Raw genomic sequence first — 26,666 nt, 5'->3', positions numbered from 1 at the left:
AAGCCGGCCACGAACTCCTCGAAGTCAGGCCCGTCCATCGCGTCGACTTCGGTGAGCGTCCGGTGGCCGGTTCCGACCGCGTCCTCGTGGCCCGCAGGAATGGCCACCGCGGCGACGGCGCACCCAGCGCCTTCGGCAGCTGTCCGGACGACGGGCCGCGCGAACCGGCAGGGAAGCGATGGCAGATCGCACCGCGGGCCGCCCCGCCCTGCGCGAGGACATCGCCTCGCACCCCGCCCTTAGCCAGCTCCGCCCGGCCCAAACCACCCGGCAACCGACGATGACATAACATTCACATCGCAAATTTGGCACAGGGCAAAGATGTTACATTCTCGTTATCTGGCGGGAGAATGTCATCCATTGGGCGATTTGCAACCTTCTTCCTGTGTCGCCCATCACATAATCCTGCGCCTTTCTCGCCAGGTCCATACCACCTCCGACTGCATCCCACAACACTTTCAGGTCAAGCGCGTTCAATAACTTCTGGGTAGCTTCGGCCCGCATGACCACCGCCCGCACCCCGGCCGACCACCGGAGGACGCCCGGTGGCCGGGACCGACCGCACCGCGTCCCCCGGCCCACGGCTGTGCCCCACGCAGCGCCGGCCCCGTGTTCCCGCTCAGCGCCGGTCCGCCCGGCGGGGGCGCCCTGAGCCTCCGACCGACGATCAGCCCACATCCCGCCTGCCTCCTCAGCCGGAGGGCGGCGACACGGGCCACACCGGGCAACCGGCAACGGCCCATCAGAAGCAGAAAGTTTGGCTCTTGTTGGCACACACCATTCACTTCGACGGCACCTGGCGAGACGCGCTCGGCGGAGCCCGGCGCGAGATCATCGATCCCGCGGACGGACAGCCCTTCGCCGTCGTCGCCGAAGGCGCCCGCGAGGACGCCGACGTCGCTGTGGCCTCCGCCCGCGCGGCCTTCAACTCCGGGGACTGGCCCAGCACCCCGGTGGCCGAGCGGGCCGCGCTGCTGCGCCGCGTCGCCGACCTGCTGGTCCGCGACCGCGAGCAACTCGCCCTGCTGGAAAGCCGCGACGCCGGGAAGACGGTGGCGGAGGGACGCGCCGATGTGGACTGCGTGGCCGACGCCTTCCGCTACTTCGCGGACCTCGTGCTGGGCGAAGGCGCAGGACGGGTGGTGGATGCGGGCACCACGAGCGTGCACAGCGTGGTCGTCCACGAGCCGGTAGGGGTGTGCGCACTGATCACTCCCTGGAACTACCCGCTGCTCCAGGCCAGTTGGAAGATCGCCCCGGCACTCGCCGCCGGAAACACCTTTGTCGTCAAGCCGAGCGAGATCACCCCGCTCACCACCGTGGAACTCATCCGCCTGCTGACGGAGGCCGGGCTGCCCGCAGGTGTGGCGAACCTGGTCACCGGGCCCGGCCACACCGTCGGCGCACGCCTCGCCGAGCACCCCGACGTCGATCTGGTCTCCTTCACAGGCGGCCTCAGCAGCGGTGTGAGGGTGGCCCAGGCCGCCGCGCCCGGCGTGAAGAAGGTGGCTCTCGAACTCGGGGGCAAGAACCCGAACGTCGTCTTCGCGGACGCGTGCGAGACCGCGGCGGGGTTCGACACGGCCGTGGACCAGGCCCTCAACGCCGCGTTCATGCACAGTGGTCAGGTCTGCTCGGCCGGTTCCCGCCTCATCGTCGAGGAGTCGGTGCGCGAGCGGTTCGTGGCCGAGCTGAGCCGCCGGGCCGGCCGGATCCGCCTGGGCCGCGGCACCGAGAAGGACGTCGAGTGCGGGCCACTGGTCTCCAGGACCCAGCTGGAACGGACCGAGGAGTACGTCGCCTCCGCGCTTTCCGAGGGCGCCGTGCTGCGCAGTGGGGGCTCGCGCCCCGAGCCGTCCGGCATCCGTCCGGCCGGCGGGTTCTTCTACGAGCCGACCGTCCTGGACCGGTGCCACCGCCGCATGCGCGTGGTCCGCGAGGAGGTCTTCGGCCCGGTCCTCACGGTGGAGACGTTCCGCACGGAGGACGAGGCGGTCGCCCTGGCCAACGACACCGAATACGGTCTCGCGGGCGCGGTCTGGACGGCGGACGCCGGCCGGGCCCGGCGGGTGGCTGCCCGGATGCGCCACGGCACCGTCTGGATCAACGACTTCCACCCCTACCTCCCGCAGGCCGAGTGGGGCGGCTTCGGCAAGTCGGGCGTGGGGCGGGAACTCGGCCCCTCGGGGCTCGCCGAGTACCGCGAGACCAAGCACATCTACCAGAACCTGGCTCCCCGCCCCGTGCGGTGGTTCTCCGGATGACCCGGCGGCCGGCCGCCGCGGCACCCGCACGCCGCGGACAGGACCGGTTCCCCCGCATCCTCGGACACCCACGCCCCTTGGAGAAACGCACCATGCCCGAAAGCACCTACGACTACGTCATCGTCGGCGGCGGCACCGCCGGTTCAGTGATCGCCTCCCGCCTCACCGAGGACCCGGACGTCACCGTCGCCGTCATCGAGGGCGGCCCCAGTGACGTGGACCGCCCCGAAGTGCTCACCCTCCGGCGGTGGATGGGACTGCTCGGCGGCGAACTCGACTACGACTACCCGACCACCGAACAGCCCCGCGGCAACTCCCACATCCGGCACAGCCGGGCCCGGGTCCTCGGCGGCTGCTCCTCGCACAACACCCTCATCGCCTTCAAGCCACTGCCTTCGGACTGGAACGAGTGGGCCGCGCTCGGAGCCGACGGCTGGGACGCGCCGTCCATGGAGCCCTACTTCGACCGGCTCCTGAACAACATCGTCCCGGTCGACGAGAAGGACCGCAACGCGATCGCCCGCGACTTCGTGCACGCCGCGCAGCAGGCCCTCGGGGTCCCGAGGATCGAAGGCTTCAACCGGCAGCCGTTCCACGAGGGCGCCGGCTTCTTCGACCTCGCCTACCACCCCGAGGACAACAAGCGCTCCTCGGCATCGGTCGCCTACCTGCACCCCTTCCTGGACCGCCCCAACCTGCACCTGCTGCTGGAAACCTGGGCGTACCGGCTGGAGTTCGACGGCGCCCGGGCGACCGGCGTCCGGGCCCGCACCGCCGACGGCGAGGAGATCACGGTCCGGGCGGCCCGCGAGGTGGTCGTATGCGCGGGTGCGGTGGACACCCCCCGGCTGCTGCTGCACTCGGGCGTGGGCCCGCGTGAGGACCTGGCCGCGCTCGGCATCGAGGTCCGCCACGATCTGCCCGGTGTCGGCGAGAACCTGCTCGACCACCCGGAGTCCGTGATCGTCTGGGAGACCGACGGGCCGATACCCGACAACTCCGCGATGGACAGCGACGCCGGTCTGTTCGTCCGCAGGGACCCGCGGTCCCCGGGGCCGGACCTGATGTTCCACTTCTACCAGGTCCCCTTCACCGACAATCCGGAGCGGCTCGGCTACGAACGCCCCGCCCACGGCGTGTCGATGACACCGAACATCCCCAAGCCGCGCAGCCGTGGCCGGCTCTACCTGACCAGCGCCGATCCCGAGGTCAAGCCGGCCCTGGACTTCCGCTACTTCACGGACGACCACGACTACGACGCGCGCACCCTCGTCGACGGCATCCGCCTCGCAAGGAAGATCGCCGCCACCGAGCCGCTGGCCTCCTGGCTCGTCCGGGAGGTGTGCCCGGGCCCCGAGGTGACCGGGGACGCGGAGCTGAGCGAGTACGCGCGGAAGGTCGCGCACACCGTCTACCACCCGGCCGGCACCTGCCGCATCGGCGCGGAGGACGACGGCCTGGCCGTGGTGGCTCCGGACCTGACCGTTCGCGGGCTGGAGGGCGTCCGGATCGCCGACGCGTCCGTCTTCCCGACCATCCCCGCGGTGAATCCGATGGTCGCGGTCCTGATGGTCGGGGAGAGGTGCGCCGAGCTGCTTGTGGCGTCCGCCGCCGGAAAGGAGGCCGCCTGATGGACGGCGACGATTCCGTGTTCTCCGTACGCGGTCTGTGGAAGGTGTTCGGTGCCAAGGCCGCGCGGGTGGCGGCCGACCCCCGGTACGCCGAGATGTCGGCGGCCGAGATCCGAGAGCTCACCGGCTGCACGGCGGCCGTACGGAACGTCTCCTTCGACGTCCGCCGGGGTGAGGTGTTCGTGGTGATGGGGCTGTCGGGTTCCGGCAAGTCCACGCTGGTGCGCTGCCTGACCCGGCTGATCGAGCCCACCGCCGGGGCACTGTCCATGGACGGCGAGGACGTCCTGGCGATGGACTCCGCCAGACTGCGCGAGCTGCGCAGGCACCGCGCGGCCATGGTGTTCCAGCACTTCGGCCTGCTCCCGCACCGGACGGTCCTGGACAACGTGGCCTACGGGTTGGAGATCCAGGGCGTCGCACGGGCCGAACGGCAGTCCCGGGCCCGTGAGGTCGTCGACAAGGTGGGTCTGGCCGGTCTGGAGGACCGGCGCCCGGCCCAGCTGTCCGGCGGTCAGCAGCAGCGGGTCGGCCTGGCCCGGGCCCTTGCCGTCGATCCCGAAGTCATGCTCTTCGACGAGCCGTTCAGCGCTCTCGACCCCCTGATCCGCCGGGACATGCAGGACGAGGTGGTCCGCCTCCACCGGGAGGAGGGACGGACGATGGTGTTCATCACCCACGACCTCCCCGAGGCGCTCAAGCTCGGCGACCGGATCGCGCTCATGCGGGAGGGCGCCATCGTCCAGCTCGGCACGCCCGAGGAGATCGTCACCCGGCCCGCCGACGACTACGTACGGGACTTCGTCCGCGACGTCCCGCGCGAGCAGATCGTCCCCGTGGCCCGGGCGATGCGTCCGGCTTCCGGTGACGAGGCCACGCACGGCGCCGTTCTCGCACCGGACGCGACCGTGGCCGAGGGCATCGCCGCGGTCGTCCGGGACGGCGTGCCCGCCCGGGTGGTCTCGGACGGGAAGCTGCTGGGGGTCGTGGACCACGCGCACCTGCTCGCCGTGGTCGCCGGTGCGGCTCCGGCCCCGGCGGGGTCGGAGGCCGGCGCCGCCCCATCGGACGCGGGCCAGGATGCGGTGACGGCATGAGCGCCACGAAGTCCCTCGCGCCCGCGCGCACCGAGCGGACCCGGGACGGGGTACGGCCGCTCGCGCCCCGGTCCGACCGGAGCCCGCTGCGCCCCGCCGCCCCGGTGGTGCTGCTCGCCCTCGCTCTGCTGCTCCCCACCATCGCACTGCTCGCGGAGGGGGGCTGGCCGCAGTCGCTGCGTCTCGACCTGGCGCCCACCCTGGACTCCTTCGCCGACTGGGTGGTCGACAACCGGGACAGCCATCCGGTGTTCCTGTACTTCCTGCTGCACCTGTCGAACACCGCCACCGACTCGGTCGACGCGGTCCACGGGCTCCTGACCTCGGCCGGTTGGGCGGGCGTGCTCCCGCTCGCCGCGGCCCTGGCGTGGTACGCGGCGGGCGCGGGCCGCAGGGGGGCCGGTCCGGCCCTCGTCGCCGTCGGTTCCCTGGCCGGCTGTGGTCTGCTCGGCCTGTGGGAGCAGACCACGGGGACCCTGGCCCTGATGCTCGTGTCCGTCGCCGCGGCGACGCTGCTCGGGCTGCTCCTCGGCCTGGCCTGCGGCCTCTCGGACGGCGCCCAGCGACTGCTGCGGCCGGTGCTGGACACCATGCAGGTGCTGCCGGCCTTCGCGTACCTGCTCCCGCTCGTCCTGGTCTTCGGCATCGGAACCCCGTCGGCGCTGATCACCACGGTGATCTACGCGGCGCCGCCGATGGTCCGGATGACCTCCCTGGGGCTGCGCGGCACGGACGCCGGCGTACTGGAGGCGTCCCGGTCCCTGGGTTCGACCCGCTGGCAGCGGCTGTGGACGGCGCGGCTGCCCATGGCGCGGGCGCAGCTCTTCCTGGGGCTGAACCAGACCATCATGATGGCACTGTCGATGGTGGTCATCGCCTCCGTGGTGGGCGCCGGCGGCCTCGGCGAGAGCGTCTACCAGGCGCTGAAGACAAGGGACTTCGGGCAGGGCCTGACCGCCGGCCTCGCGATCGTGCTGGTCGCGGTGTGGCTGGACCGCACGACCGCCGCGGCGGGAGCCCGCGCGGGCACGCCCGTCGGCCGACGGGCGGCGTGCCTGGCCCTCGCGGTGGCGGCGGCCGGACTGGCCCTGGGCCCCCGGCTGGCCGACGACTGGCCCGGCGCCCTGACCGTGGACATCGCCGCGCCGCTGAACACGGGCGTGGACTGGCTGGTGGCCTCGGTGTACCAGGACGTCCCCGTCCTGGGCGGTTCCTCCGTGTGGGCCGGCAACTTCACCACCTGGGTGCTCAATCCGCTGAACGACGGGCTCCAGGCCCTGCCCTGGTGGTCGGTGCTGCTGGCGGCCGGGGCGATCGCCTGGCTGGTCGGCGGCCGGCGGGCCGCTCTGACCGCGGTGCTCGCGCTGTCCTGCACGGGAGTGCTCGGCATCTGGGGCAAGTCGCTCTACACCCTGTCGCAGGTGCTGGTGGCCATCGCCCTCACCCTGCTGACGGGCTTCGCCCTCGGCATTCTGACGGCCCGCGTCAAGGCCGTCGAACGGGTGCTGCGCCCGGTGTTCGACGCCATGCAGACCCTGCCCCAGTTCATCTACCTCATCCCCGTGGTGCAGTTGTTCAACGCCGGCCGGGTCGCCGCGATCACGGCGGCGGCCGTGTACGCCCTGCCTGCCGTGGTACGGGTCACGGCACAGGGCCTGCGGCAGGTCAGTCCGGCGGCCATGGAGGCGTCCCGCTCCCTGGGCGCCACCACGTGGCAGCAGATCCGCGACGTGCAGTGGCCGCTCGCCCGGCCGGCGCTGCTCGTCGCGGCGAACCAGGGCGTCGTCCTCGTCCTCGCCGTTGTCGTCATCGGCGGCCTGGTGGGCGGCGGTGGGCTCGGTTTCGACGTCGTCAAGGGCCTGACCGCGGGTGAGCTCGGCACCGGACTGATCGCCGGAACCGGCATCGTCTGCCTCGGCCTCGCCCTGGACAAGCTGACCCAGCCCCCCGCCGGGAACCCCACCGCCGCTGCCCGTCGCTGACACGGGCCGCCCGGACCCCCGGCTTCCCCACCCCCCTCCCCACGAAAGGCAACTCACCATGACCACACAGAGCTTCCGCCATCCGCGGATCAAGGCCCACGGTGTCAAGGTGGGCAGCGCGGCAGTCGCCGTGCTCGCTCTCCTCACCATCAACGCCTGCAGCGCCGCCGAGACCGGCGGCGCGTCCGGGACCGTCAACCTGCACACCCCGTCCTGGGTGGGCGCCGAGGTCAACACGGCGGTCGCGGCCTATCTGCTGGAGCACGAGCTCGGCTACAAGGTCAGCACCCGGCAGATGGACGAGACCCCGGCATGGGACGCGATGAGCCAGGGCAAGATCGACGCGATCCTGGAGGACTGGGGCCACCCGCAGGAGGAGAAGCGCTACGTCGAGGGGAACAAGAGCGTCGTCCCGGCCGGCGAGCTCGGCGTGACGGGCCACATCGGCTGGTTCGTGCCGAAGTACGTCGCGGATGAGCACCCGGACATCACGGACGCCAAGAACCTCAACAAGTACGCCGACCTCCTCAAGACGCCCGAGAGCGGCTCCCAGGGCCAGTTCATCAAGGGCGACCCGTCATACGTCTCGCACGACAATGCCCTGATCACGAACCTCGGCCTGAACTACAAGCCGATCGAGGCAGGCGCCGAGGCCACGCACCTGGCACAGCTGGAACAGCTGTACAAGAACAAGAAGCCCTTCCTCACCTACTGGTGGACCCCCCAGTGGATGAACGCGACCATGGACCTGGTCGAGGTGAAGCTGCCGCCGTACGAGGAGGGCTGCGACGCCGACAAGAAGGCGGTCGCGTGCGCCTACCCCGACGTTCCGCTGAAGAAGTGGATGAACGCCGAGTTCGCGAAGGAGGACAGCGAGGCGGCGCGGTTCCTGAAGAACTTCCGCTGGACGACCGAGCAGCAGAACCTCGTCGCCAAGTACGTCGCGGCCGACAAGTTGACCCCGGAGCAGGCGGCGGAGAAGTGGGTCAAGGAGAACGAGACCACCTGGAAGGCGTGGATGCCCAAGAAGTAGCCCGCGGGCGCGCGTCGCCGCCGTACCCCGGCGATGGGGGACAGGGGGCCGTCACGGCATCGATCCGGGCAGGTCGTGGCTCGTCACGGGTACCGGTGGTCGCGGGAGCGCGATGTGGCCCGCCGCGACCGGCCGGACCCGGTTGTAGCCGCGTCGATGGCGTGGACAGGCCGCGCCGCTGAAACGACCCGGCCCGTTCGCGGCTCAGCCGCGTGGGACCGCGAAGTACGCGAGCACCGCTGCGGCCGGTTCCAGGGTGGGCCAGGGCTCGGGGCAGCCGAGGACGGCGACGGCCGAGGCCGGGAACTTGGCCTCGATGCGGTCAAAAGCCGGGCAGGTCCTGACCGGACTCCGGTAGCGGGGTCCGGTGCGGCGGCCGTCACGAAACCCGGACCACAGCGCGGCCCGGGTACGCAGACGACCTACGAAGCGGGCTCCCTGCGCCGGCATTGTCCGGATCAGGTGCTGGGGGTCGCCTTCGGGTCATCACGCCCTCCGGCCTCTCAGCCCGACGGTCGCGGTCGGCCCCGGCGGACCTCATTCGCTTCCGCCAAAGTCGGCTACTCCGGTCGAGCTCCCTCGCTCGCTTCATAGGCAGCCGGGAGTCGCCAGTACGGCTGCGGACGTCAGGCATGATCACGCCCTACCCATGAACACGGTGCGCATCATCGAGGTTCTCCTGGATCTCTGCTCCCTGCCTGCGTTTTTGCAGGTCAAGGGCCAGGACGCGCTGTCACCGGATCCGCTTCACCGAGCCCGGGCTGCCGCGAGGGCCCGGAGCAGGCCGGGGTTCACGTCCAGCAGGCTGGGGACCACGCTCCGGCCCGGTGCCGCGGATACGGGGGTCAGGGACGGAACGGCCAGTACCGTGAGGTCCGCGGCCTCGGCGGACGCGATGCCCGCGGGGCTGTCCTCGATCGCCACGCAGGCGGCCGGGTCGGTGCCCAGGGCCGTCAGAGCCGCCTGGTAAGGGTCCGGGAAGGGCTTCGTACGGGGTGTCTCGCGCGCCGCGACGGTGACGGCGAAGCCCGGCCGGCCCAGCACGGCGAGGACGGTGTCCACCACCGGACGCGGCGATGCCGACACCAGGGCGGTGGGCACCCCCGATGCGGCCAGCTGTGCCAGCAGGCGTTCGGCTCCGGGGAGCGGGACCGCGCCGGCACGGACGAGCCGGGTGAACCGGCGCTCCAACGCGGCCGCGAGCCGCACCGGGTCGGCATGGCCGGGCCGGCGGGAGGCGACGTGGGCGGCGGTGTCCTCGATCGCACGGCCGAGGACGTACGGGAGGTCCGCGTCCGTGAGGACGAGGCCGAGTTCCCGGCATTCTTCCTGCACGGCCTGCCGCCACAGACGTTCGGTGTCGACGAGCGTGCCGTCCATGTCGAACAGGACGGCCTGGAGTTCGTCGGGCACGGTTCGGCTCTCCGGTCTGGTGTGGGGTGTCGATGGGTCGGGCGGACGGGTGAAACGGCGGAACGTGAGGGGAGCGGGGTGGCCTCCGGCGTGCTCGGCCGCATCGGCGTCGAGCCCGCCGGCGTGCGTTCCAGCAGGTCCGTCTCGGTGGCGGTGTCCCAGGGGACGTCGAGCCCGAGTGTGGTCCGGGCACGGGCGCCGTGGGCCTCGTAGAGGCGGACGACGAGGTCGCCGGACCGGTCGTCGGCCAGTTTGACCACTTCGACGACGACCGCTTCGTCGTCCACCGTGACGAGCGGGGCGGCCGCGCCCGCCGCGCCGGGCCTCCCGCTCCGGGAACCGGTCCCCACCGGTGGCCGACCTGGACCGGTCGGTACGGGGCGCCCAGACCGGCGGCGACCGGAACCGGCTCGCCGAGGACGTTCCGGATGCCGGCCTGGAGGGGGACCGTCCGCGCGTGGACGGCCGGCCGGATCCGCTCCCTGAGTACGCGGTCGAGGCGCTGCCCGACGAGGCGTCGCTTGCTGTGCACGGGCCGCTCCGGGCGGGTGTCAGTCTTCGCGGATGCCGAGGTCGGCGCGGCCGCGCAGCTCGACGCTGCGGGAGGCCGTGGCGTGGAGTTCCAGGACGGTGAGCTCGTTGCGCCCCGGGCGCAGGGCCGGGGCGGGGACGTACAGGGTGGTCTGCGGTCCCCTGGACCAGTAGCGGCCCAGCGGGAAGCCGTTGACCCAGGCGAGTCCCTTCGTCCAGCCGTCCAGGCCGAGGTACGCGTCGGCGGTCCGGCGGAGTTCGAAGGTGCCGCGGTGGAAGGCGGGGCCGGCCACGGGTGCGGAGGGCGTGAGGGCGAGGGCGTCGAGGCGGTCCAACGGCAGGGCGCTGCTCGTCCAGGAGCCGAGGGCCGCGCCGTTGACCGTGACCTGGCCGAGGAGGCCCTTGCGGTCGTGGATGGCCGTGCCGTAGTTGACGCGGCCCTGGTTCTCGACGAGGACCACCAGACGTGCGCCGCTGCGGGGCGAGACGAAGGCGAGGGCGTGCTCGTGGTGCTCCCGTTCGAGTACGCCGACGGGCTGCCCGTCGACGAAGACCTGGGCGCGGTCGCGGACGGTGTCCACGCGCAGCACGGCGGGCCCGGCGCACGGCAGCTCCGTCTCGTACCGGACGAAGCCGAAGCACTGGCCCAGCTGCTCCATGGTGAGCGGGCGCTCGGCGCGCACCGGGGCGCCGAACAGGTGCTCCTGATCGAACAGTCGTCCGCATCGGTCGAGGTCCACGGCCACGGGGGCGAGCTTCGGGGCGGGCTCGGGAAGCGGTTCGTCGGGGACCTCCGCGTGCCGGGCGATGACCTCGCGGAACGCCTCGTACTTGGGTGTGGGGTCGCCGGCTTCGTCTAGGAGCGCGTCGTAGTCGTACGAGGTGACGGTGGGCCGGTAGGTGCCCTTGTCGTTCGCTCCGTTGGTGAATCCGAAGTTGGTGCCGCCGTGGAGCATGTAGATGTTGACGGAGGCACCCGCGGCGAGCAGGCGATCGAGCTCGGCCGCGGCGTCGGCGGCGTCGCGGGTGGTGTGGATGCCGCCCCACCGGTCGAACCAGCCGATCCAGAACTCCGAGCACATCAGCGGCCCGTGCGGCTGGATCCGCCGCAGTTCCGCGAGGCCCGCTTCGACGCGGCTTCCGAAGTTGGCGGTGCGCAGGACGCCGTCCAGGCCGCCGCGGACGAGGTCGGCCGGCTGGTCGCAGGTGAAGAGGGGTACGTCGACGCCGTGTTTGCGGAGCAGGTCGGCGAGGTCCCGGAGGTAGTCCGGGTCCTGGCCGAAGGCCCCGTACTCGTTCTCCAGCTGCACGGCGATGACCGGTCCGCCCGCGGAGGAGAGGTACGGCCGGAGGGGCGGGAGGAGGGCGCCCAGGTATCCGTCGACCGCCGCGAGGAAGCGGGGGTCGCGGCTGCGCAGCGCGATGTCCTCCTCGGCGAGCAGCCACGCGGGCAGGCCGCCGCCCTCCCATTCGGCGCAGATGTACGGGCCGGGGCGCAGGAGGACGTGCAGGCCGGCTTCGGCGGCCAGGGTGAGGAAGCGGGGGAGGTCGAGACCCGCGTCCATCCTGAACTCACCGGGGCGGGGAGCGTGGAGGTTCCAGGGGACGTAGGTCTCGATGGTGTTGAGTCCCAGCAGCCGCGCCTTGTCCAGCCGGTCGGCCCACTGCTGCGGGTGGACGCGGAAGTAGTGCAGTCCGCCCGAGATGATGCGGAACGGGTGGTCGTCGAGCAGGAATCCGCTCTCGGCGATCTCCAGGCGAGGCATGCCGGGTACTCCTGGGTGTCGGTGGATCGGGAGGAGGGAACGGGGGGAAGGGATCAGGCGAGGGGGCGGCACAGCAGGGCGTCCGGGACGCCGTGGTGCAGCCACTTCCAGGTGAAGGCGACGCCGGCGAGGTACTCGTTGTCGGCGCACTGGCCCTTGTAGTAGCCGGGTGCCCAGTCGCTCTGGCTGGAACCGCCGGTGGCGGGCCGGTTGTCACCGTGGTCGAACCAGAGGGCGCGGCCGGTGGTGGGCAGAGCTGCCGCCGCGGGGGCGCACAGGAGGGAGACCATCGCGTTGCGGTTCACGCTGTAGCCGACGGCGAAGGACCGCTCGGGGCACTGGAGCTTGTTGTAGCCGCTCGCCCAGTCGCCGCCCGTGACGAAGCGTTCGTCGGAGACCACGGTCCAGGCGCCGCTGCCCTTCGCCGGCTGGCCGGCGTCGGTGCACAGGCCACGGCTGTCGCTGCGGCCCAGACCGACCAGGCGCTGGGTGTCGGGGCAGTTGCCCTTGCGGTTGCCGGGTGACCAGTCCGGCCTGGCCAGCATGGTGGCGGAGACGTTGGAGTCGCCGTAGTCGAGGTTGAGCATGTTCCATCGCGGGCCCTGCGCTATCTGGCCGGTCCTGCTCGGGGCATCGACCAGCTTGTACCAGTCCGCGGCGCGCCAGTCACCGGCGTCCATCACGCCGAGTCGGGTCCCGTCCTGGGCGTAGCTGACCATGGCCCAGGTGTCCTGCGGCCGGCCGCCGGCGTCGGTCCAGCCGACGAGGGGCCAGATGGCGAAGTCGGTGTCGTTCCTGACCATGATGTCGGTGAAGCGGGTGAACCAGTCGCGCTCCCTGTCGTCGGCCGGGCCCCGGCCCGCGGCGCCGAACTCGCTGATCCACACGGGAGCGGTGAAGTGCTGCCCCGACCGGGTGACGAACAGGGCCTCGTCGTCGACGGCCTTGACGAGCTCTTCGGGGGTGAGCTCCTCGTAGCGCGGGTCGTGGGTCTCGCCCGTTCCCGTGGCGCCGGTGTGGTGGGGACCGGTGTAGCCGTAGAAGTGGGCCGCGTAGACCAGCTTGTCGGACCGGATCAGGGTGTTGGACAGCGTCGCCACCGGTGTGAGCATCGGACGGCCGTGGGGCGTCAGGTCGGTCGGGATGCCCTGCCAGTTGATCCCTTCCATGACGATCAGCAGGTCGGGGTTGGCCTGGAGGATCTTGTTGCCCGCCTCCTCCATCGCCTTGTGCAGGTCGTGGTCGTTGCCCCAGCCCCAGTTGGGGTCGTTCCACGTGTCGCGGCGTACCTCGTTGCGCAGGTCGGCTCCGACGACCCGCTTGTCGGTCCGGTAGCGCTTGGCCAGGAAGACCCAGTCGTCGATCCACTGCTGGGTGGACTGGCCGCTGTTCCAGCGCTCGTTGCCGTCCAGTCCGCAGCAGAAGCGGTAGCTGGTGGTGTGGTTGTTGAGGATGACGGCGAATCCGTCCGCCGTCAGGGCCGCCACGACCGCGTCGAAGACCTGGAGCGGGGTCTTTCCGCGCAGCTGCGGGTTGGCGGCGACGGCGGCGTCCGGGACGACGGTCGTGTCGTGGATCAGTGCGTTGGCGAACGGCAGTCGGATGCTGTTCAGGCCCATGGCGTGGAAGTCGCCGAGGATCTGGCTCATCGGGACCCGGTCCAGGCCGAGCGGGATGTTGTGCGACATCTGGTCCGCCTGGTGGTTCGTCGCGTCGCCGACGTCGCCGCTGCCCTCCCAGGTGCCCTGCGCGCCGGCCCAGTTGCCCGACTTGAGCTTGAAACGGTTGCCGTCGGCGTCCACGACGTAGCGGCCCCGTGTGGAGAGAGGAGCGGCCCACGACGCGGCGAGTTGCTCGCCCGTGAGCACCCGGGGCGGGGCAGCGTTGGCATGGGCGTTGGCGGTGGCGTCGGCGGTCGCCGCCGCCGCCGCGGAGGCGGTGAGGGTGCCGACGAGCAGCAGGGATGACAGAGCGAGAGCCGTCGTCGCGCGCCGGAGCGCGGTGGTGCGAGGTGTCACGGGGGGACTCCTTGCGGATGGGGGTCGTATGGCTGCGGTGAGGAGCAGGGTGCGGGGGTGGAGCGTGGTGCGGGGGTGGAGCGTGCCGGGTGGAGCGTGGTGCGGTCCGGGCCTCAGCCCTTGAGGCCGGTGCTGGCGATGCCTTCCACGATGTAGCGCTGGGCGACCAGGAACATGACGACCAGGGGCGTCACCGTGACGACGGCACCGGCGAACAGGCCGGGCAGGTTGATCGTCTGTGAGGTGATGAACGTCGAAAGGGCGATCTGGGCGGTCCACGTGGACGGGTCCTGTCCGATGACCAGTGGCCACAGGAAGGAGTTCCAGCTGTCGATGAAGGAGAGCGCGCCGAGCGAGGCCAGCATCGCCCCGGAGCTCGGCAGGGCGATCCGGCGGTACAGCCCGAGCCATCCCAGGCCGTCGAGCCGTCCGGCGTCCTCGATCTCGCTCGGGAACTGCAGGTAGAAGTTGCGGAACAGCAGCACCGCGAACGGGTTGAACAGGCCGGGCACGATGATGCCCCACAAGGTGTTGATGCCGCCCATGGAACCGACGACCACGAACGTCGGTACGAAGGTGACCGAAGCGGGGATCATCAGTGTCGCCACCACCAGGGCCAGCACCACACCGCGTCCCGGTACCGGGATCCGGGCCAGTGCGTACCCGGCGGCGGAGGCCAGGAGCGTGGACACCGGCGCGGTGATGGCGGCGATCAGCAGCGAGTTGCCGAGTGCCGGCGCCATGGAGACGGCGGGGTCGTCGAAGAGGGCGGTGAAGTTCTCGACGCGCATGGTCGAGGGCCACCAGGTCCACTCCGGCGAGGTCAGCTCCCGGGCATCCATGAGCGAGTTGCGCAGCATCAGGTAGAACGGTGCCATGAAGACCGCGGTCAGCAGGCCGATGGCCAGACCACGGACCAGCATGCGCACGACGCCGGAGGGCCCGTGCACGGTGTTCGCGCGTCTCATTCGCCGCTCCTGCCGAACCCGGTGAACCGGCCCTGGAGCAGGGTCACTCCGACGATGAGGACCGTGAGCACGAAGGCCCCGGCGGAGCCGACGCCGTAGTTCTGGCTTCCCATCGCGGTGTTGTAGAGGTGGACCAGTGGGGTCTGGACGGGGGCGGTCCCGGTGCCGGACAGCCCGCTGTTGAAGAGGTTGTAGAACTCGTCGAAGGCTTGGAACGCGGCGATGAACAGCAGCATCAGCACCGCGACGGAGGTGTTGCGCAGCATCGGCAGGGTGACACCCGTCAGCAGGCGGCGTCCGGTGGCGCCGTCGAGCGCCGCGGCCTCGTACAGCTCCTGAGGGATGGCCTGGAGCCCGGCGAGGAAGAGCACCATGTAGAAGCCGACCTGGAGCCACAGGCGCAGGGTGACGAGCGCGACCCAGTAGAGCGGTGGCGAGGTGGACTGCAGCCAGGGGACGGGATCGGCTCCGAACCACCCTCCGACGGTGTTGGCGATGCCCGTCGGCAGGCCGTTGAACAGGGACATCTTCCACAGGAGTGAGGCAGCGACGTACGAGACGGCCGCCGGGATGAGGAAGGTGGTCCGGAAGAGGGCCCGGCCGCGGCGGACGCGGTTCACCAGCAGGGCCAGTCCCAGGGACGCCGCGAAGGTGATCGGCACGATGAAGGCGGTGAAGAGCAGGATCTGGAGGAGGGAGGCCCGGAAGGCGTGGTCGGACAGGAGGGTGCGGTAGTTCTCGAGCCCGACCCAGTGGCCGAGGGAGACGGTGCCGCGCGCCTCGCTGAAGCTGAGGAGGAAACTCCAGCCGATGGCGACGTACTTGAAGAGAGCGAGACCGATCAGCGTCGGAGCGGTGAGCAGGAGGAACGCGATCCAGCCCGACCGGCCGACGCGGGTCCGGCCGGCTGGGGTCCGGCGGCGGCCGGCCCGGGCGCCCCGCGGAGTGACCGCGGGGCGCCCGGCACGCGCGGGCTGTACGGGGGTGTCGGTGGCCGGGGTCATCGATGTCATCGGCCTGGCGTCTGGTCGATCTCGCTCTGTGCCTTCTTCACCGCTCCGGCGAGGAGGGCCGCCGGATCGCCCTTCCCTTGGACGATCTCCGCCGCGGCCGCGTTGAAGGCGTTGCTCACGGCTGTGTCCCAGGTACCCGGGTTGTGCTTGCCGTACTTCGCCGCCAGGGCCACGGTCTCCTGGGCCGCGCCGGTGCTCAGCTTCTGGGCGGTCGCCGCCACGGACGTGCGGGGCGGGACGTGGAAGCCGTAGCTTTCGGCGAAGTCCTTCTGCAGGTCGGCCTGCCCGACCCACAGCCACTGGACGAAGCGCTTGGCCGCGGCCACGTTCCTGCCCTTGGCGTTGACGTTGCTGGTCCACCCGCCGACACGGACCACGGGGGTGCCGCCGGCCTTGAAGGCGGGCCACGGCAGGACGCCGAAGTCGTCGCCGAGTGCGGCCGTGATGGCGGGCATCGCCCACAGGCCGCACCACTGCATCGGCACGACGCCCTGGGTGAAGGCGGCGGGGTCCCACCAGTCGGTGGTGAAGCCGAGCAGCAGCGACTTGTCGTCGTGCAGGCGCCCCAGGCCGGTGATCGCCTCCAGGGCCTGCGCCGATCCGAACGCCACGGTGCCGTCGGGGGTCACGAGGTCGCCGCCGTTGGACCAGACCGCGAGGCCCGGCGCGTCGCCGATACCGTCGTTGCCGATGAACAGGCCCTTGGTGCGCTCCGTGGTCAGGGCCTTCGCCGCGGCGACGAGGCCGTCGAAGGTGGTGGGCGGGGTGATCCCGGCCTTGGCCAGGGCGCTCTTGCGGTAGTAGAGCATCATGACGTCGTCGATCATCTTGACGCCGTGGAGCTTGCCGTCGACGGTGACCGAGCTGAGGGCGTTGGCGTTGAAGTCGCTCTTGGCGTCGCCGTAGATGTCGTCGAGGGCGGCGATCTGGCCGCTGCGGGCGTACCGCTCCCTGAAGTCGCCGGTCTCGAATACGTCGGGGGCGGCGTCGGTCAGCAGGCCGGCGTTGAGCTTGGCCGAGTAGTCGCCGGGCACCCACGTCACCTTGACCGCTATGTCGGGGTTGGCCTTGGTGAAGGCGGTGGCGTAGCGGAGCACCGCCTGTTGGGTGCCGGCTTCGCCGTAGGCGTGGTACCAGACGTTGAGGGTGGTCTGGGCACCGGAGGAGGAGCCGGCCATCGGATCGCTGCTGCAGCCGGTCGCGAGGACCGTTCCCGCGGTGATGAGCAGGGATCCTGTGAGGAACCCGCGTCGGCTGAGATCCGGTCTGCGTGCGCTCATGTCGCATGTCCTTTACGAGGGGGTGTGTGCGGGTGCGGGGCGGATGTGCTCCCCGGCCGTCGCCTCGGTCCGTGCCGGCCGCAGGCAGGCAGGCAGGCAGTGGAGGAGGGCGGCGGCCCGGGAGTGGTGCACGACGGCTTGCAGGGCGGGGACGTCGCCCGTCAGCCGGCGCCGGTCATGGCCTGCACGGGCTGGGGGAAGAGGGCCTGGATGGCCACGGCCGCCCCGCCCCGGGCCCATTCCTGCCAGGGCAGGGGGCGCAGCGACAGCGAGCAGCGTGCCGCCGCGCCGAACGCGTGTGCGGCGTACGCCTCCTGGATGTGGCGGCTGAACAGGTCGTAGGCGTCGACGCCTTCACCGCTGACGACGACCCGCTCCGGACCCACGAGGTTGACCAGTGCCGAGATGCCCACCCCGATGGCTCGTCCGGCCCTGGCGAAGGCCTCGCGGGCTTCCGGATGGCCCGTCCGGGCCATCTCGACGACCTCACGGAAGGCCAGGCGCGGGTTCGCGGCGGCCGCGCGGACGGTGGCGAGGATGACGTCGGTCGAGGCGATGGCCTCGACGCAGCCGCGTGCGCCGCAACGGCAGCGCGGGCCGGTCGGGTCGACGCAGATGTGTCCCACCTCGCCCGCGACGCCGTGGGCGCCCCGGAGCAGCTGCCCGCCCACCACCAGCGCCGAGCCGATGCCCGAGCCGATGGTGACCAGGGCGAAGTAGCCCGTACCGATGCCTTCGCCGAACCAGTGCTCCGCGACGGTCAGGGCCCTGACGTCGTTCTCGACGGTGACCGTCAGACCGGTCGCGGTGGTGAGCAGTTCGGCGAGCGGGACGTCCTGCCAGCCGAGCAGCCCCGAGCGGCGCAGCCGGCCGCTGTCGCGGTCCACATCGCCGTTGACCGCGACCCCGAGGTGGCGGGTGCGATCGCGGAACGCGGGCTCGCTGTCCAGGAGTTCGTCCGTCAGCTCGGCGACCGCGGCGGAGACCGTCTCGGGAGTGCACCGGTCGAGCGGACGGGCGGCCGTGGCCCGGATACCGGCCCGCAGATCGCACACGGCGCCGAACACCTGGTCCGCGCTGATCTTCAGCCCGACGAAGTACTCCCGGTCGGCGGCGACCGCCAGCGGGTTCACCGGCCGGCCGGCACCGGGTGCGGTCCGCTCCGGAGGCAACTCGTACAGGTAGCCGTCCTCGATGAGGGGACGGGCCGCCTTCGTGACGGCCGTGGCGGAGAGGCCCGTTCGCCGGGCCAGCTCCACCCGGCTGAGCGGTCCCTCCGCCAGGAGCAGCGCGAGGACCGCGGTCTCGGCGGGGGCGCTGACCAGAGGCTGGGGTTGATGTCGGAACACGGGGTGAAACGTAGAGGAAATAAAAAACTTCTTCCAGTATTGATTTCGGAGTCGGCGGGCCCCTACTGTCGGGTCACTTCCGCGCCCAAGTCCCCGTGCCGCCGGGTGACTTGCGCGACCCTTCCGTAGGCGTCGCCTGGGCCGAACCCTGTTCCTCCCGCCCGTCAGGGGTCCTTCCGTGCTCGCCACGCCTCCGCTCGTCACCTTCGATCCAGAGCAGGCCCTCGCGGTCCTGCGTACGCCGAACAGCGTGTACGCCGTTCGCATCGCCACCGACGGCAGTCCACGGCACCTGTACTGGGGGCCACCGGTCGCCGCCGACGTCCTGGCCTCACTGCCGGAAGCCCTCTCCCCCGCCGCGAGCAGCTTCGAGGCGGACGCGGCCGCGGACGAACTCGCCCCGCAGACCGGGCCGCGCTTCGGGCCGGCCGGCCTCCAGGTCCGCTTCTCCGACGGCACGCGCGGCGCCCAATGGCGTTTCGCCGGCCACACCGTGGACCGCGGCGAGCTGCGGCTGCACCTCGAGGACCGGCACCGGCCGCTGCGCGCGGACCTGTGCTACCGCGTCCGGCCGCACACGGACGTCGTCGAGCGCTGGACGGAGTTGTCGCACGCCGGGGCTCCAGGCGATCCGGCCGTCGCCGCGCCGGTGGACCGCACCGGCCCGATCACCGTGGAGCGGCTCGACTCGGCGGCCTGGACCGTACCCCCGCTCGGCGACTACCGGCTCAGTCATCTGGTGGGAGGCTGGAACTCCGAGTTCCAGCTCCAGCGCGACCGGCTTCCCGTGGCCGAGACGGTCCTGACGAGCCGTCGGGGACTCACCGGTCACCACGCGAGCCCCTGGCTGGCCGTGGACGACGGCACCGCGGACGAGGAGCACGGTGAGGTGTGGAGTACGGCGCTCGCGTGGAGCGGGAGCTGGCGCGTCACCGTGCACCGCGATCCCGTCGGCCGCACCACGTGGACCGGCGGCTTCGGCCACGAAGGGACCGGCTGGGTGCTGCGGCCGGGCGAGAGCCTTCGTACTCCGGTGTTCGCCGGGCTGTACACCCCGCACGGCTTCGGCGGGGCCAGCCGCGTCTGGCACGCGTACGTACGCCGGCACGTACTGCCCGGACCCGAGCGGGACCGGCCGGTCCTCTACAACTCCTGGGAGGCCACCGGATTCGACGTCTCCGAAGCCGGTCAGATCCGTCTCGCGCATCTGGCGGCCCGGCTCGGCGCGGAGCTCTTCGTCCTGGACGACGGCTGGTTCGGCACGCGCGAGGACGACCGGTCCGGGCTCGGTGACTGGACACCGCGGCCCGCGGCGTTCCCGAGGGGCCTGCGCCCGCTGGCCGACGAGGTGCACCGGCTCGGCATGCGGTTCGGGCTGTGGGTGGAGCCCGAAATGGTCAACCGCGACAGCGACTTGTACCGTGCCCACCCGGACTGGGTCATCCACTCCCCGCACCTCGACGCGACCGAACTCCGCAACCAGCTGGTGCTGAACTTCGCCCGGCCCGACGTCGAGGCCTGGGCCCTGGCCACCCTCGACCACCTGGTCCGCGAGCACCACGTCGACTGGCTCAAGTGGGACGCCAACCGGCCCTTCACCGAAACCGGCTGGGACGCCCACCCCGACCCCGACCGGATCTGGATCGAGCACACCCGGGCCGTTCACCGGATCATGGACCGGCTCCGTGCCGACCACGACGGGCTGCGCATCGAGGCGTGCGCCGGCGGCGGCGGACGCGTCGACCTCGGCATGCTCGCCCGCACCGACCAGGCCTGGACCTCGGACAACACCGATCCGGCGGACCGGATCGGCATCCAGCACGGTTTCTCCCAGCTCTTCCCCGCCCAGGCCATGGCCGCCTGGGTCACGGACAGCCCCAACGTGGCCACGGGCCGGCACACGCCGCTCCGGTTCCGCTTCCACGTCGCCATGGCCGGAGCGCTGGGCCTCGGCGGCGACCTCGCCTCGTGGTCCGAGGAGGAACTCGACGAGGCGGCCGGGTTCGTCGCGCAGTACAAGCGGATCCGTCCGATCGTGCAGCGCGGCGTCCAGCACCGGGTCGCCCCACCCGGCCCGCTGTCGGCCGTCCACTACGCCGCACCGGACGACAGCGAGCACGTGCTCTTCTTCTGGCGCGTCACGGACCGCTGGGGCCGGCGTCCGGCACCGGTACGGCTCCCCGCGCTCGACCCCGGCGCCCGCTACCTCGACCCGGACCTGCAGCGCGAGTACAGCGGGGCGGTCCTGGTCCACCGGGGGATCGACCCGAGCCTGCCCGCCGGCGACCACGCCAGCGCCCTGATCCGGCTGCGCCGCCTGGACTCCTGAACCCTGAACCCTCCGGCGCCCCGCTCCCCCCTCCCCCCTCACTACTCCTTGGACTTCTCATGGACACCGCCCAGCACAGCGCACACGTCCTGGTGGTCGGCATCGACGGTGTACGCCTCGACCTCCTCCCCGAGCTCGACACCCCCCACCTCGACGGAATCGCCCGCGCGGGGTTCATCGCGCCGGTCGAGGTGGACGCCGCCACCCCGACGATGTCCGGTCCGTGCTGGACCACGATCGTGACCGGCGTCGGCGTCGCCAAGCACGGGGTGTGGGCCAACCGACTGGACGGCAACCGCCTCGACGTCTTCCCCGACTTCACGACCCGCCTCGCCGCCGACTGCGGACTGCGGACCTTCGCCGTCGGCGGCTGGGCACCGCTCTTCCTCGCCCGGCAGGGCGGCCCGCTGTTCACCGCACCCACCCGACTCGGCTACGTCGCCCCCCGCGCGGACACGCCCGCGGCGTGGGAAGAGGCGGACGAGCGGGTGACCGTCGAGGCGGAGCACCTCCTGAGCCTGGACGAGGACCTCCACGCCGGCTTCGTCTACCTGGGCGCTGTCGACGAGACCGCGCACTTCCTCGGCTGTGGCGAGCGGTACCGCCGTTCCATCGAAGCCGCCGACCGCCGGCTGGGCCGTCTCCTCGGCTCGCTGCGCCGTCGTCCGGCGTCCGAGCGGTGGACGGTCATCGTGGTGACGGACCACGGCCACCGCGACGAAGGGGGCCACGGGGGCCGGAGTCCGCTGGAACGTACGGCGTGGATCGCCGCGTGCGGTCCCGGAATGCCGGCGGGAACGTCCCCGGCAGGCCTGCGGCACGCCGATGTCGCCGCCCAGGTCTACACGTCCCTCGGAATCGCCCCCGACCCGCACTGGACCCTCGACGGCCTCCCCTTCACCGCCCGCGCCACGAGCACCTGATCCGGCCGGAGGAACTCAGCGGACGTCTCTCGTCGTGGCGTGCTCCGGGGGTCTTCGGCACCGCCGAGTGGCGGGCATTCGGCGTAACCGACCCACGGCGTCAAGCCTGTCCGGGGGATCAGCCGGCGTGCCGCTTCTCTTCACGGGCCGGCCCGGTGACGTAGTGCACGTACTCGCGGGACAGCCGGAACCCGGCCGACCATGCCAGGAGCCGGCTGGGACGGTTGTCCCGCGAACAGGTCCAGCTCGGTACGCGATCACGGGCTGCGATGTCCGCGCACAGGGCGCTGACGCAGGCCAGCGCCAGATGCTGGCGCCGGTGGCCGGGATCGGCCAGTGCGGCAACGTCCTCGAAACGGCTGCCGAGGACATAGGTGCAGGCCAGCGCGCGTACGCGGCCGTCGTCGAAGGCGCCCCAGGCGTGGCCGGACGCCGCGAGCCGTTCCGGGCCGCCCCAGGTGTGGTGGATCCACGCGCTGTCGGGTCCGAGCGCGGCCACGGCCGCGGTGTCGGCGGTCGTGAGCCGCCGTACCGTGATGCCGCGCGGCGGGTGCGCGGCCGTGGGCGGGGCATGGTGGAGGTACACCATGCGCTCCCAGGGCTCCATCCGGGTGAACGACGCGCGCAGGAGGGGCCGGAAGCGGCTGGGGGCCTCGACGTAGCTGCCGGCGAAGGGAGCCAGCGCCCCCTGCTCCAGAACATTCGGGTCGCCTCGCAGCACGACGTGGTTGCCGCATGAGACGGCCAGTACCCGGGGGCTGACGGCGCGGTCCGCCCACCATTGGCCTGATCCCGTGGTGAGCACGTGCTCGGCAAGGGCCGCGACGCCTGGTGCGCCGCCCGGGAACCACCTGGTCAGGGCGGGAAGGCGGGAGGGATCGATGGGGATCACGGAGCAGACCCTTCGGGGAGTTCGGGTGGCGGCGCCCGGACCGGGGTCGCCGTTCGAGAAGGCCGGGTGCGGTCACGGAGCCCGGCGGGCCCGTGACCGCGTTCCGGCGGAGTTCATCCGATGCCGGGGATGGCGGAGACCACGAGGTCGATGAGTTTGATGCCGACGAAGGGCAGCACCAGACCGCCGAGGCCGTAGACGGCGAGGTTGCGGCGCAGCAGGTCGTGCGCGGAGGCGGGCTGGTAGCGGACGCCGCGCAGCGCGAGCGGGATCAGCGCGATGATGATCAGCGCGTTGAAGATGATCGCCGAGGTGATGGCGGACTGGGGGCTGTGCAGGCCCATGATGTTCAGCGCGCCCAGGCCAGGGTAGGCCGAGGCGAACATGGCCGGGATGATCGCGAAGTACTTGGCCACGTCGTTGGTGATCGAGAAGGTGGTCAGGGCGCCGCGGGTGATGAGGAGCTGCTTGCCGATCTCGACGATCTCGATGAGCTTGGTGGGGTTGGAGTCCAGGTCCACCATGTTCCCGGCCTCCTTGGCGGCCGAGGTGCCCGAGTTCATGGCCACGCCCACATCGGCCTGGGCCAGGGCGGGGGCGTCGTTGGTGCCGTCACCGGTCATCGCGACCAGCTTGCCGCCCGCCTGCTCGCGCTGGATGAGTGCGAGCTTGTCCTCCGGGGTGGCCTCGGCCAGGTACTCGTCCACGCCCGCCTCGACCGCGATGGCCCTGGCGGTGAGCGGGTTGTCGCCGGTGACCATGACCGTGCGGATGCCCATGCGGCGCAGCTCGGCGAAGCGTTCGCGGATGCCGTCCTTGACGACGTCCTTGAGGTGGATGATGCCGAGGACCCGCGGGCCGTCCCAGTCGTGGACGGCCACCAGCAGAGGGGTGCCGCCGGAGGCGGAGACGGCGGCCGACCAGTCGGCGGCCTCCGCCGGCACGGTGCCGCCGCGCATGACCACCCAGTCCATGACCTGGGCTGCGGCACCCTTGCGGATGGCGCAGCCGGCGCCGTTGTCCCAGCTCAGGTTGACTCCGCTCATCCGGGTCTTCGCGCTGAACTCGATGAAGCACGGGTTGCTCAGCGCGCTCTCCGTCGGGGGCTGGAGGCCGTACCGGCCGGCGAGGGCGACCACGGACCTGCCCTCGGGCGTGTCGTCGGCGAGGGACGACAGTTGGGCGGCGTCCGCGAGACCGTGCAGGTCCTGGCCGGGCAGCGGGATGAACTCGGCGGCCTCGCGGTTGCCGAGGGTGATGGTGCCGGTCTTGTCCAGGAGCAGGGTGCCCACGTCACCGGCGGCCTCGACCGCGCGGCCGGACATGGCCAGCACGTTCCGCTGCACCAGGCGGTCCATGCCGGCGATCCCGATCGCGGAGAGCAGGGCGCCGATGGTGGTCGGGATGAGGGTGACCAGCAAGGCGACCAGGACGGTGGTGGACTGGGCGGCCTTCGCGTAGCCCGCCATGGACTGCAGGCTGACCACGACCAGGATGAAGACGATGGTGAGAGCCGCCAGCAGGATGTTGAGGGCGATCTCGTTCGGGGTCTTCTGCCGGGACGCGCCCTCGACCAGGGCGATCATGCGGTCCAGGAAGCTGTTGCCCGGACGGGAACTGACCCGCATGACGATCGAGTCCGACAGCACGGTCGTACCGCCCGTGACCCCGGACCTGTCGCCGCCCGACTCGCGCAGGACGGGCGCGGATTCGCCGGTCACGGCGGACTCGTCGACCATGGCCGCCCCGTCCACCACGTCCCCGTCGGCCGGGATCAGCTCGCCCGCCTCGACCAGCACGAAGTCCATCGGCTGGAGCTCGGACGGGGTGACGGCCTCGGTCTCGGCGCGGCGCAGGTCCGTCCCGTACGACCAGTGCTTGATCCGCAGGGCGACGGTGTCGGTACGCGCCTTGCGCAGCGAGGCGGCCTGGGCCCGGCCGCGGCCCTCGGCCACCGCCTCCGCAAGGTTGGCGAACAGCACGGTCAGCCACAGCCAGACGCTGATCACCCACGTGAACACGGACGGGTGAAAGAGGGCCGACAAAGTGGTGAGCACCGAGCCCACCGCGACGACCAGCAGCACGGGCTTCCGGGCCAGCTCACGGGGGTGGAGCTTGCGAATCGCCTCCCGCACCGACTCGGCGAGCCGCTCGGGCTCCAGGATGTTGGCCGGCCCGGGACGGCCGCGGGGCGGCCGCGTGACCGGCGGAGGGGGCGGGCTCCCCAAGCCCGGAGGAACGTGCTGCGCTGCGGCAGGAGACATGAAGAGTCAGACCTTCGGCGGTGGAATCGGCGGGCGCCCAGAGGGCCGGGCGTCGGGCGCGCATCATCGGAGTTCGAGTGCCACCGCCGGGGACCACTCGGCATGAGCCCCCTCGGCCGTCGTCATGCGATGGTCTGGGCCCCCGGCGGCGGGAACGTGCAGGAACCTACCGTCCTGATCATGTTCGGCCCTCCTGCGGGCAGAGGAATTGCTGCGCTCTTGACGGCGGCGCACGGAAGTCCGTCAAGGACCTGCCAGGAACGCGTCAAGGCATCGTGCGCGGGGCCCGGAAGCGGAATCGGCGGGCCGCCGTCCCTGGCCGACATGCGGCGGCGTCCGCGACACGACGCGTCTGACCGGACCACCCCGGGCGCCACCCTTGACTCCACAGGGTCGATAGACCCAGACATGTCCGGAATGAGAGAATTTCGCGGGATGCGGGGCGAGGCTGCCGTCAGCGGCGCGTTAAGAGTTCCCATCGAGCCGTATGGAGGCCGTCAAGGTGTCTTAACGGGGCGAGCGTGATGCGATGTGATCCGTATCGGCCACCCGGCCGAATCCATTTCATCACTTCTTCTTCAGGAGCTCGCGATGGCCGATCTGGCCTTCGTCCTCACCACGATCGCGGTTTTCGCGCTGGTGGGTCTCGTCGCCAAGGGGGTGACAAAGCTGTGACCGCCGAGAACGTTGTCGGCCTGGTCGTGGCCGTCGCCCTGCTGGGATACCTCGTCCTGGCCCTCGTCAAGCCGGAGAGGTTCTGAGCACTGTCATGAGTTCCCAGATGGCTGGTGTGCTCCAGCTTCTTGCCCTGATCGCCGCCCTGGCCCTGGCCTACCGCCCGCTGGGCGACTACATGGCCCGGGTCTACTCCTCCGAGAAGCACTACCGCCCGGAGAAGTGGATCTACAAGGCCATCGGCGCCAACCCCACCGCCGAGATGCGCTGGCCCGCCTACCTGCGCGGTGTCCTCGCCTTCTCGGCCGTGAGCGTCCTGTTCCTCTACGCCCTGCAGCGCCTGCAGGGCAGCCTGCCCGGCTCGCTCGGCTTCGCCTCGATCGACCCGGACCAGGCGTTCAACACCGCCGCGTCGTTCGTGGCGAACACGAACTGGCAGTCGTACTCCGGCGAGCAGGCCATGGGCCACGTCGTGCAGACCGGCGGCCTGGCCGTGCAGAACTTCGTCTCCGCCGCCGTCGGCATGGCCGTCGCGGTGGCGCTGGTGCGCGGCTTCGCCCGCTCGCGGACCGGTGAGCTGGGCAACTTCTGGGCGGACCTGGTCCGCGGTGTGGTCCGGATCCTGCTGCCGCTGTCCGTGATCGGCGCCGTCATTCTCGTGGCGTGCGGTGCGATCCAGAACTTCGCCGGGATCCACGAGGTCGGCCAGTTCATGGGCGGCACCCAGCAGTGGAACGGCGGCGCGGTGGCCTCGCAGGAGGTCATCAAGGAGCTGGGCACCAACGGTGGCGGCTACTTCAACGCCAACTCCGCCCACCCCTTCGAGAACCCCAACCCGTTCTCCAACCTGTTCGAGATCTTCCTGATCCTGGTCATCCCGTTCTCGCTGACCCGGACCTTCGGCAAGATGGTCGGCTCGGTCAAGCAGGGCTACGCGATCCTCGCGACCATGGCGGTCATCTGGGTCGGCTTCGTCGCCCTGATGATGTGGACCGAGTTCGTCGGCAAGGGCCCGGCCTTCGAGGTCGCGGGCGGGGCGATGGAGGGCAAGGAGACCCGCTTCGGGATCGGCGCGTCGGCGATCTTCTCGGTCTCCACCACGCTGACCTCCACCGGCGCGGTCAACTCCTTCCACTCCTCGTACACCGGTTTCGGCGGCGGTATCCAGCTGCTGGGCATGCAGCTCGGTGAGATCGCGCCCGGCGGTGTGGGCTCCGGCCTCTACGGCATGCTGATCA

Annotated in this window: 20 protein-coding genes, 1 pseudogene and 1 riboswitch; of the genes and pseudogenes, 10 read left to right on the top strand and 11 right to left on the bottom strand. The window is 71.4% G+C overall.

Annotated features, from left to right (window positions below; all coding sequences use genetic code 11):
* Positions 1-764 precede the first annotated feature (764 nt).
* The 5 genes from ACIPXB_RS00105 (at position 765) to ACIPXB_RS00085 (ending at position 8,007) form a co-directional block, all read left to right on the top strand.
* Positions 765-2,264 carry an aldehyde dehydrogenase family protein gene (locus ACIPXB_RS00105; RefSeq protein WP_401442443.1) on the top strand — a complete coding sequence of 500 codons (1,500 nt, stop codon included), beginning with the start codon at positions 765-767 and terminating at the stop codon, positions 2,262-2,264.
* 92 nt (positions 2,265-2,356) lie between these two features.
* Positions 2,357-3,895 (top strand): GMC family oxidoreductase, encoded by a 1,539-nt coding sequence (locus tag ACIPXB_RS00100; RefSeq protein ID WP_401442440.1) that lies wholly within the window; start codon positions 2,357-2,359, stop codon positions 3,893-3,895.
* Positions 3,895-4,992, top strand: coding sequence for a glycine betaine/L-proline ABC transporter ATP-binding protein (locus ACIPXB_RS00095; RefSeq protein ID WP_401442437.1), 1,098 nt, complete (start codon positions 3,895-3,897; stop codon positions 4,990-4,992). Before ACIPXB_RS00100 ends, ACIPXB_RS00095 begins: the two co-directional genes overlap by 1 nt.
* Positions 4,989-6,974 (top strand): ABC transporter permease, encoded by a 1,986-nt coding sequence (locus tag ACIPXB_RS00090; protein WP_401442435.1) that lies wholly within the window; start codon positions 4,989-4,991, stop codon positions 6,972-6,974. Before ACIPXB_RS00095 ends, ACIPXB_RS00090 begins: the two co-directional genes overlap by 4 nt.
* Before the next feature lie 58 nt (positions 6,975-7,032).
* On the top strand, positions 7,033-8,007 hold the full coding sequence (locus tag ACIPXB_RS00085) for an ABC transporter substrate-binding protein (protein WP_401442433.1): 975 nt from the start codon (positions 7,033-7,035) through the stop codon (positions 8,005-8,007).
* Between the two features lie 204 nt (positions 8,008-8,211).
* On the opposite strand, the gene ACIPXB_RS00080 is transcribed toward ACIPXB_RS00085, so the two are convergent.
* The 9 genes and pseudogenes from ACIPXB_RS00080 to ACIPXB_RS00040 all read right to left on the bottom strand — a co-directional run bounded on the left by ACIPXB_RS00080 (position 8,212) and on the right by ACIPXB_RS00040 (position 18,345).
* Positions 8,212-8,457 (bottom strand): hypothetical protein, encoded by a 246-nt coding sequence (locus tag ACIPXB_RS00080; protein WP_401442430.1) that lies wholly within the window; start codon positions 8,455-8,457, stop codon positions 8,212-8,214.
* Positions 8,426-8,598: riboswitch (TPP riboswitch) on the bottom strand. It overlaps the preceding gene by 32 nt.
* A 156-nt stretch (positions 8,599-8,754) precedes the next feature.
* Entirely contained in the window at positions 8,755-9,420 is a 666-nt protein-coding gene (locus ACIPXB_RS00075) for an HAD family hydrolase (RefSeq protein WP_401442427.1), read from the bottom strand.
* A 125-nt stretch (positions 9,421-9,545) separates the two neighbouring features.
* A pseudogene (locus ACIPXB_RS00070) lies at positions 9,546-9,680 on the bottom strand (glycosyl hydrolase-related protein); the annotation flags it as partial.
* 291 nt (positions 9,681-9,971) lie between these two features.
* On the bottom strand, positions 9,972-11,717 hold the full coding sequence (locus ACIPXB_RS00065; protein ID WP_401442424.1) for a glycoside hydrolase family 35 protein: 1,746 nt from the start codon (positions 11,715-11,717) through the stop codon (positions 9,972-9,974).
* Between the two features lie 53 nt (positions 11,718-11,770).
* Positions 11,771-13,735: a glycoside hydrolase family 5 protein gene (locus ACIPXB_RS00060; RefSeq protein ID WP_401442421.1), complete on the bottom strand. Its 1,965-nt coding sequence runs from the start codon at positions 13,733-13,735 to the stop codon at positions 11,771-11,773.
* Between the two features lie 113 nt (positions 13,736-13,848).
* Positions 13,849-14,703 (bottom strand): carbohydrate ABC transporter permease, encoded by an 855-nt coding sequence (locus tag ACIPXB_RS00055; protein ID WP_401442418.1) that lies wholly within the window; start codon positions 14,701-14,703, stop codon positions 13,849-13,851.
* On the bottom strand, positions 14,700-15,716 hold the full coding sequence (locus ACIPXB_RS00050; RefSeq protein ID WP_401442415.1) for a carbohydrate ABC transporter permease: 1,017 nt from the start codon (positions 15,714-15,716) through the stop codon (positions 14,700-14,702). Before ACIPXB_RS00050 ends, ACIPXB_RS00055 begins: the two co-directional genes overlap by 4 nt.
* The gene (locus ACIPXB_RS00045; protein ID WP_401442412.1) at positions 15,713-16,996 is read right to left on the bottom strand and encodes an ABC transporter substrate-binding protein; all 1,284 of its coding nucleotides are present in this window, start codon (positions 16,994-16,996) and stop codon (positions 15,713-15,715) included. Before ACIPXB_RS00045 ends, ACIPXB_RS00050 begins: the two co-directional genes overlap by 4 nt.
* Positions 16,997-17,157: 161 nt before the next feature.
* On the bottom strand, positions 17,158-18,345 hold the full coding sequence (locus ACIPXB_RS00040; RefSeq protein WP_401442409.1) for an ROK family protein: 1,188 nt from the start codon (positions 18,343-18,345) through the stop codon (positions 17,158-17,160).
* 178 nt (positions 18,346-18,523) lie between these two features.
* On the opposite strand from ACIPXB_RS00040, the gene ACIPXB_RS00035 reads away from it, so the two are divergent.
* The gene (locus ACIPXB_RS00035; RefSeq protein ID WP_401442406.1) at positions 18,524-20,674 is read left to right on the top strand and encodes an alpha-galactosidase; all 2,151 of its coding nucleotides are present in this window, start codon (positions 18,524-18,526) and stop codon (positions 20,672-20,674) included.
* A 59-nt stretch (positions 20,675-20,733) separates the two neighbouring features.
* Entirely contained in the window at positions 20,734-21,597 is an 864-nt protein-coding gene (locus tag ACIPXB_RS00030; protein WP_401442404.1) for an alkaline phosphatase family protein, read from the top strand.
* Positions 21,598-21,715: 118 nt separating this feature from the next.
* Here the strand turns inward: ACIPXB_RS00030 and ACIPXB_RS00025 are convergent, their stop codons facing one another.
* The gene (locus tag ACIPXB_RS00025) at positions 21,716-22,489 is read right to left on the bottom strand and encodes a GNAT family N-acetyltransferase (protein WP_401442402.1); all 774 of its coding nucleotides are present in this window, start codon (positions 22,487-22,489) and stop codon (positions 21,716-21,718) included.
* A 113-nt stretch (positions 22,490-22,602) separates the two neighbouring features.
* Positions 22,603-24,753, bottom strand: coding sequence for a potassium-transporting ATPase subunit KdpB (gene kdpB / locus ACIPXB_RS00020; protein WP_401442400.1), 2,151 nt, complete (start codon positions 24,751-24,753; stop codon positions 22,603-22,605).
* Positions 24,754-25,284: 531 nt separating this feature from the next.
* Between kdpB and ACIPXB_RS00015 the strand changes: the two genes are divergently transcribed.
* From ACIPXB_RS00015 to kdpA, 3 genes are all read left to right on the top strand, one after another.
* Entirely contained in the window at positions 25,285-25,428 is a 144-nt protein-coding gene (locus ACIPXB_RS00015) for a hypothetical protein (protein ID WP_190345098.1), read from the top strand.
* Positions 25,425-25,514 (top strand): K(+)-transporting ATPase subunit F, encoded by a 90-nt coding sequence (kdpF, locus tag ACIPXB_RS00010; RefSeq protein ID WP_363061053.1) that lies wholly within the window; start codon positions 25,425-25,427, stop codon positions 25,512-25,514. The genes ACIPXB_RS00015 and kdpF overlap by 4 nt, the downstream gene beginning before the upstream one ends.
* An 8-nt stretch (positions 25,515-25,522) precedes the next feature.
* Positions 25,523-26,666, top strand: a 1,144-nt coding sequence (gene kdpA / locus ACIPXB_RS00005; RefSeq protein ID WP_401442396.1) for a potassium-transporting ATPase subunit KdpA, incomplete at its 3' end; no start/stop codon positions are given.

Origin of the sequence: Streptomyces sp. NPDC090022 (assembly GCF_044748145.1) — a bacterium.
Taxonomy (GTDB): Bacteria; Actinomycetota; Actinomycetes; order Streptomycetales; family Streptomycetaceae; genus Streptomyces.
The sequence above is the reverse complement of the archived record's forward strand: the minus strand, read 5'-3'. Positions and strand labels throughout refer to the sequence as shown.

What these genes read in the sequence shown, in the direction of transcription:
- ACIPXB_RS00100 (WP_401442440.1), top strand. Translation starts at nt 2,357, where the DNA reads ATGCCCGAAAGCACCTACGACTACGTCATCGTCGGCGGCGGCACCGCC.
- ACIPXB_RS00095 (WP_401442437.1), top strand. Translation starts at nt 3,895, where the DNA reads ATGGACGGCGACGATTCCGTGTTCTCCGTACGCGGTCTGTGGAAGGTG.
- ACIPXB_RS00090 (WP_401442435.1), top strand. Translation starts at nt 4,989, where the DNA reads ATGAGCGCCACGAAGTCCCTCGCGCCCGCGCGCACCGAGCGGACCCGG.
- ACIPXB_RS00085 (WP_401442433.1), top strand. Translation starts at nt 7,033, where the DNA reads ATGACCACACAGAGCTTCCGCCATCCGCGGATCAAGGCCCACGGTGTC.
- ACIPXB_RS00080 (WP_401442430.1), bottom strand. Translation starts at nt 8,457, where the DNA reads ATGCCGGCGCAGGGAGCCCGCTTCGTAGGTCGTCTGCGTACCCGGGCC.
- ACIPXB_RS00065 (WP_401442424.1), bottom strand. Translation starts at nt 11,717, where the DNA reads ATGCCTCGCCTGGAGATCGCCGAGAGCGGATTCCTGCTCGACGACCAC.
- ACIPXB_RS00055 (WP_401442418.1), bottom strand. Translation starts at nt 14,703, where the DNA reads ATGAGACGCGCGAACACCGTGCACGGGCCCTCCGGCGTCGTGCGCATG.
- ACIPXB_RS00050 (WP_401442415.1), bottom strand. Translation starts at nt 15,716, where the DNA reads ATGACATCGATGACCCCGGCCACCGACACCCCCGTACAGCCCGCGCGT.
- ACIPXB_RS00045 (WP_401442412.1), bottom strand. Translation starts at nt 16,996, where the DNA reads ATGAGCGCACGCAGACCGGATCTCAGCCGACGCGGGTTCCTCACAGGA.
- ACIPXB_RS00030 (WP_401442404.1), top strand. Translation starts at nt 20,734, where the DNA reads ATGGACACCGCCCAGCACAGCGCACACGTCCTGGTGGTCGGCATCGAC.
- kdpB (WP_401442400.1), bottom strand. Translation starts at nt 24,753, where the DNA reads ATGTCTCCTGCCGCAGCGCAGCACGTTCCTCCGGGCTTGGGGAGCCCG.